Here is a 6,866-nt window from a genome sequence, read left to right on the forward strand (position 1 = left end):
GGTGAACAAGCAGTATCCTGCAAGTATTAAATTCATAAAAAAATAGTATATTTAAAAAATATGTTAATATTCAATTACTTACATATAGTTATTAGGATAAAAAAAGGCCTTCAGTAACACTGAAGGCCTTTTCCGTCCAAAGAATATTGTTTTTTAGTACTGTCTAAAAACAGTGCTAGGTGTTGTAGGACGATACTTATCATGAAAACGATATTGTGTGTCGTACCGAACGGTCTCTTTTACTTGCTCAGATCACTACATTCCCATACTCGGAGATCTTGACCTCGTAGGCGCTCTAGCACGTGCAAGTTCTTGTTCTTTGGCTTTTATTAAGGCTCTGGTCTGTTCAGCAATTTGCTTAATTCCTGCAATTCCGTCTGTATTCCCCTCTGCGAGCCTGTTATTTTCGCTTGTGACTGCTCTATTTTGCTCTGTGCGTTCGCTAATTCGCTCGACTCGCTCTCTATTTTTCTCGATTCGCTCTCTAGTTCGCTCAATTCTCTCTCTAAATAGTCGGGCGGTGCTATCGTACTCTGATACGTCTTTAACTGCGCTACGAGTTGAATTTGCACGTTCCCTAAAGCCAATAATTCGCTTGCCAACGACGCTTGCGTTGTCACGTGATTGTTCTGATGATTTACCCATCCGTTGAATACGTTTGTTTGCTCTATCATCGTATTCTTCAACTGTTTGAATAACGTTGGCAAGCGTTCCAGCTCTTGTGTTTTGTTCTGTGCCAATGTGTTCAATGAGGCTGTCAATTCCGCTATATCTTGGTCTTTCTGGTCGAGCATCTGCTTCATGTAACGCTCTTGGTCGTCTAGCATCTGCTTTTGGCGTTTGATCGTGTCCTGCTGTGCTTGTAGGGCTTTTTGTACTTGCTCTAATAGTCTCTTGTCCATGAGTTATTTCTGTCCATAGTTGATGGGCTGCTGCTGTGTCTGCGGTTGTGGCTGCGATTGTTGAATGGTATAGGTTGGCTTGGAGAACTTGTTGAACAGCAGTGCCCTATGATTAAACCTAATATCAGCATGGCGAGTGCGCTCAGACCAGCTACTATCGCCCATTTTTTCATTTCTGATTTGATGACCTTCGCTATCCTGTCTTCTCGCTGCCCTATCAAGTCCGCTATGTGATCTGTATAAGCTTCTATCGTCGTTTCTATGTCTTCTGCGAACTGGTTTAAATGCTTGGTGGTATGGGCTTGGACGTTGCTCATATAAGTGTCGAGGGCTGTAGACATATCGGTTTGATGCGTTGCTAAGGTCGTGAGCAACTGCTCGTTGCTCGTGTCTAGGCTGTCCATGCCTTGCTTGATGATAGTCTCGCTTTCTTCTAATTTCGCTGTCATAAAGCTGTTTAGCTGCGTCGTAGCGTTCTCGACTTCCTGCTCGATAACTTTCGCTTGCTGCTGTGACTTCACTTTGAACTTCTCTGCTAAATTTAAAGCCTCGCTCATATAGTCCGCCTGTTAGCCTGATATTTCGTTTTGCTGTGGGATCTGGGTTTTTGATGCTGATTGCTTTATCTGTCTCTCGTGCAATCTCAAAGCCACCATCGGTAAGGGCTTGAATAACGTCATCACGATTGGCTATTACGCCCTCAACCACCAATGCCTTTAGACCGTCAGTAATGGCTTGTCTTGCGTCTTTAATGTCTCTTGGTAAGTTGTCACGCTGCGCCATTAATCGCTTGTTGGCGGGATCATTGGGGTCGGTAAAACCATACTCGATGTTTTGCATGTCTTTCCATGCGTTGACCCTGCGCTTGTCTTGGTAGTGGATATAGGGCTGAAAGGCTCTGCCGTGTTCTAAATCCACATCGGCAAAGACGAAGTTCAGCTCTAATCTGCCTTTGTCTCGATGCTCAATCCAGCTCACGCTTACTCTATCAACGTCTAGCCCTGCTCGAAGGGTTTCCTCAAAGCCGTCCATCAAGGCATTTTTTTGTTCTGCTGTGACTTCATCCGCTGTTTCAGTGAACGATAAGCAACCACTGGTGTATTTTTGCTTAAAGTCTAGGCTATCAATGAGCAAGGCTTGGTTTTCTATGTCGCCTCTCAATATTTCGGCACCGAGCCGTTTACCATCTGGCTGCTCTTTGTCGTTAAGCAGGTAATCGAACACACCTTTACTGCCACCAGTGCCATGAGTGAAGAATTTAACGATCATGGGGCATACTCGATGCTAGTGCTTTGTCTAGCGTGGTCTGCAAATCAAGTAAAGCGATCAATACGGCATTACCGACTTCTTGGCCTGTATTGGTCTGCTTGGCGATTTGGTTGATGTTGATGCCAATGCGATTAATGGCTCGCACCAATTCAGGATCGGCACTATGTACGATTTTTTTGTGCTTGGGTTCGGGCGGGGCTATGGGTTGATCGAGCACCAATTTGCGAACGTAGTTAGACATATCACGTGAGCCTGTCCGCTTTTTGATGTCTGCAATTTCTTGATCAGTAACTCTTATTTTTAGCCATTTCGTTCTTGCCATTCCAACCTCGCTCTAGCTGTTTTTTTACCCCTCACGGCTTTTTGTGAGGGGTTGGGGTTAAGGGGTTTCCCTTACCGGCATGCCTTGGGTCAATAGTAACGGAGTGGATATTGTACCCACGGTATATGCTGGCTACTAATAAAAAAACTAAAAATATATTTTTATTCCTATACAAAATAACTATTTATGCATGAAAATACACCAAGGTGTTTATTTCTAATAAATCCTTACAAGAAAACACCTCGATACACCTTATAAACTCATGCTTTTTACAATTAGGAAAAATGGTTTTCTATGTTTAAATGGTACCTTTCTATGTTCTTTATAAGGTTATTAAGGTTGAGCCTATCTTGATTTAATGACTTATTAATTTTGGAGAGCGTTTTATGTTCATCTTGAAGCTTATTGAATAAGGATTGCATACCAGCGCTTAAGCCACCTTTCTTTTCCAAGTTAGATAGTTCATTCAAACTATTAGAGCCATCCCCTTTAGTCCATATATCGATCATTATATTCTTATTACTTTCTATTTTATTATTTATTTTTATCTTCATATCTTCACTTTCACGAAGTTCTTTTATTAAAATTGGTTGTAATCTTTTATTGACAATATTAATTCTTTCTAAAAAAGAGTCTACAGAGATTATGTTTTCTAATTTAACTATTTGACCTATAAAACTTAACACTCCACTTATCATGTATCCCTTCGCATTCATTGCTTCTATTCTTATTACTTCTTCCTTATTAAAGCAATAACCACTAAACTCATAATTATATCTTCTATAGTTTCTATTAACTGTGTGGTTATCTGCATCTATAACCTCTTCTAATCTAGAAATCATATTCTCTAAGTTTTCTATTATATGTTTTTTTACAAAACCATCTTCATTATTTATATACAAGTTGCATACTTCTTCAGCATCACTGATTGCTTCAATCCATAAGCTATTAGTAATTCTTCCGTTTTCCTGCTCTTCTTCCTGCTCTTCATCTCGATGTTTATTAATATATTTTATAGAGTACCTATGTAGTTCTGAAACCTCAACTATGTCATAGTTGACCCAATCCATAAAATTGAATACCTGTATATTTTTATAATACATAATAAAGAAGAAATAACTTGCATTACCAAACCCGAAATTAGTTTTAAACTCCAGCTTAAAATCATCGCTTAAAGCATATTCAGGTTGTGACCATCCATAAAACCTATGAGAAAAAGCTACAGTACCTTCTTGTTGTAGACACGATTTTCTAGCTTGGGAGAGCCTATAAGCCCGTATCCAAAGAATAAGATAAATACAAAGGCTTTTATTAAACCCACTCAAAACACGAAAGTATCTTTCTTGAGCAGCATTCACTAAGTCCGATCTAAGCTGAGCACTTAGATCGGACTCACTTTCCAAGGAGTGCTCACGCAGAGCCTCTAATAACACCACACTGTAAAAATGGCCATTAGAATGTAAATCATTGATAAGATGAACAGAACTGAAGAAACTATTGAGCTGCTCCTTCATGTTTATAGATATTCGTGGTTGGTAACGGTCATTAATATCAACACAATAGTTAAAATAATCACTCTTGACTGTACGAGACAAATCCTCAGAGAAGCCAACAATATCTGTAGACTCTAAATATTTAACAAGACCCAAACCATCTTCACCAAAAGAACCTTCCCCATGCATATGAATAACTTGATCAAGAACATCAGAATATAGATCTTCTACAGGAAAATGGACACTAGCCACAGTTGTAGCACCCTGAATACGTTGCAAGAGCATAAGAAAACTAACATTGACACCACAAGCTTCAGTAGTAAAAAAGGCAGGCACATTGGAAAGAGAACCAAGAGGATCAGAGGGCAAACCAGAAACACGCATAAACTAGACTCCATAAGGGTAGATAAAAAAGAACACCGAATAGCCTAAGCAGCATTAAAAGCGCTGTTATCTGATTTAGGCTTATCCAGTCTCACTGCTTTTTTGCTTTTCTTCTGTAGTATGTGGCTCTGCTTATACCTAATTTTTCCCAAGGTTTAAACGATTGCTCTGACGTAGCTACAGGCTTACGTTTAGAAACTTTGCCACCTTTGCTACCTTTCAGCGCTTGGCGATATATAAATTCGTTGTAGTGGTAAGCATCACGCTTCCAGCAGTACTTAGCAACGCTTTTAGCTGTGGCTTTGGTTTCTGAGTACGGTAATGGCTCTGGAAACATCATATTTACGCTTTGAGCATGTTTAAGCACTGAGTTATACCATTGCTCCCAAGTCTTGCCTCGATGCTCTCTAATCGCAGAATAAGCCCAATGACGGACGGTATCGAACAGGGAACAGTTCCTACCAAGTCCGTATTCTTTCTCGGTAGCCGTTAAAGGTCTGAGATCAACAAACTCTGCTAAATAATTCAGCTCGTAGGCTTCTTCCGTCCATACTTCGGTACGCCAATGCTCGTGCATCGGGTTTTTGGTAATGAAATTGCTATAACCAACGTCTGCGCGAGTTGCTCTGACTAATCCTGCTTGTATCTTAGCGAGATAGTCTAAGGCTTTACGGCTGCCATGTTCACTAGTGCAAACAGGTGTTTTCAGCTCATAAACAATGTGGGCATGTCCGTTTTCAGGATTTTGGCTTGTCCACCGTGGCGGTGGTAGGTATTCTTCCGCCCAGCGCATTGCACCATGCTCATGATCAATATCGAGGCAAATTAAATGCGTCATGCAAGGGGGGTTGTGCTGAATATACCGCATTTTGACAGCTGTCTTTCGCGGACGAATGACAAGACCACCTAGATCATCGGTGCAATAGGGCTTTAAGGGGAGGTTTTCGTATATTTCCGGTAGTATTAACATCACGCACACTTGTGTTGGTGCGCCTGCTGATATAAAATAACCGTTCGAATATGGTGGGTTTTATATCTGCTGACACAGATTAAAATTCATCTAACCCCCGATGCCTGCAAGCATTGGGGGTTAGTCGTTTCTAGCACTTGAGTTTACGCTCTCATTCCTGTTTCGTCAATTATCAATATCCTCGTAAAGCCATGCCATCTAAGGCTTAGATTACATTTACACCTAAAGATCTCGCTACGGAAGAAAGAACTCGTGGGCTTAGCTCTTTAGAGCCGTGATAGGGTATTGTTATTAACCCCTTAAGATAGGGATGCTTAAAATGATAGTGGCTTCCCTTGACACGGTTTAGCGTCCAACCATATTCTTTTACCTTCTTAAATGCTTCTTTGCATTTCATAGCTATATCCTTAGTTTTATCTCCTGAAATTATTGTTTTTTGGCTATCTGACAACGAATATCATCAGATAGCCATTTCTTCGAACAGGTATTATCTATCTCCACACCTCATCGATTACACACCGGCTTACTTCATCTAGAACAAATACTGTGATGCCTTTAATTAAGTTTTTCATCTTGATACCTCATTCAATAGCTAATTAGTGTATTGATCTGCTATATATCTTCTAGAACTCGCTTACCAACCTCGATAACTACTTCGATGATTAAGTCCTTTAATAAGTCACCCATGTCTATCTCTCCTGTGTTTATAGTAAATTGATTTTTTACTTATGCTCGTCAATAAGATGCTTTACAACTTCTGTAAGTACGGCTACTGCAACGACCTTAATTAGTTTTTCCATGTCTGAATCCTTGTTTGTCATAAAAATTTATAAATCATTAGAAATAGGTGTAATTGGCCAAAGATATTTAGAATTAATCTTATATGTGAGCTGGTTCAAATATGGCGGTTTTGGTGGGTTATAGAAGTTGTACGGATTGAGGAGGTTGTATGGATCGAAATCGATAAACCCAGGCACAATTGCTTCACTTTTTTGGATTAAGGCAGCATCGTCACTCATTGACACTGATGGGTAATAAAAAGGGTTTATTAAAACGTCGTCACCATCAATATCCAAGATGTGACATGCTACAAAAATACTTTTGCTAACAGGATCTGTTTTTTCGTTACACCATCTGACGTTAACCTCCGTATGTGTAGTAGCCTTAGATATATCCACCTTTGATCCGCTAGCTTTCTCTAAAAAATAACGCTTGTTATTCCAGTGCTGAGATCGACTGAAATAGTGATGTAGCGCGCGCTTTACTATGTCAGTCTTACTAAGGTTTTCAGCCTCACTTAACCACCCAATATCTTCTGATAAACTATCCGTCAGTATGAATTTTTGTGCTTTGGCCTCATCATCAGGACCACCCTGATTTGCAACATAGTCAACGGGCGGACTTACTTTTTCTGTGTTTGTAGCTTGAGAACTCATAATACTTCCAGTAATAATTAATAGGTTAGAACGAGGTACCATAACGGACTTTACTTTGCCACCATTTTGGTACCAATGAATGTCATAATA

At 40.0% G+C, this 6,866-nt stretch carries 7 protein-coding genes; all 7 read right to left on the reverse strand.

Annotated features, from left to right (window positions below; translation table 11 throughout):
• Window positions 1-329: 329 nt before the first annotated feature.
• Window positions 330-902 carry a hypothetical protein gene (locus TT12_RS14655; protein WP_045456325.1) on the reverse strand — a complete coding sequence of 191 codons (573 nt, stop codon included), beginning with the start codon at window positions 900-902 and terminating at the stop codon, window positions 330-332.
• Window positions 903-905: 3 nt separating this feature from the next.
• Window positions 906-2,171: a relaxase family protein gene (locus TT12_RS19500; RefSeq protein WP_207804109.1), complete on the reverse strand. Its 1,266-nt coding sequence runs from the start codon at window positions 2,169-2,171 to the stop codon at window positions 906-908.
• Window positions 2,161-2,493, reverse strand: a complete 333-nt coding sequence (locus TT12_RS14665) for a plasmid mobilization protein (RefSeq protein WP_045456327.1) — start codon at window positions 2,491-2,493, stop codon at window positions 2,161-2,163. Before TT12_RS14665 ends, TT12_RS19500 begins: the two co-directional genes overlap by 11 nt.
• Before the next feature lie 275 nt (window positions 2,494-2,768).
• Window positions 2,769-4,370 carry a hypothetical protein gene (locus tag TT12_RS14670; RefSeq protein ID WP_045456330.1) on the reverse strand — a complete coding sequence of 534 codons (1,602 nt, stop codon included), beginning with the start codon at window positions 4,368-4,370 and terminating at the stop codon, window positions 2,769-2,771.
• 91 nt (window positions 4,371-4,461) lie between these two features.
• Window positions 4,462-5,340 (reverse strand): replication initiation protein, encoded by an 879-nt coding sequence (locus TT12_RS14675; RefSeq protein WP_045456332.1) that lies wholly within the window; start codon window positions 5,338-5,340, stop codon window positions 4,462-4,464.
• A gap of 205 nt (window positions 5,341-5,545) precedes the next feature.
• Complete coding sequence (locus TT12_RS14680; RefSeq protein ID WP_045456335.1) at window positions 5,546-5,737, reverse strand: type II toxin-antitoxin system HicA family toxin; 192 nt, start codon at window positions 5,735-5,737, stop codon at window positions 5,546-5,548.
• 430 nt (window positions 5,738-6,167) lie between these two features.
• Window positions 6,168-6,866, reverse strand: a 699-nt coding sequence (locus TT12_RS14685; RefSeq protein ID WP_207804110.1) for a hypothetical protein, incomplete at its 5' end; no start/stop codon positions are given.

It is taken from the genome of Psychrobacter sp. JCM 18903 (assembly GCF_000586475.1).
In the GTDB taxonomy this organism is placed as follows: Bacteria; Pseudomonadota; Gammaproteobacteria; order Pseudomonadales; family Moraxellaceae; genus Psychrobacter.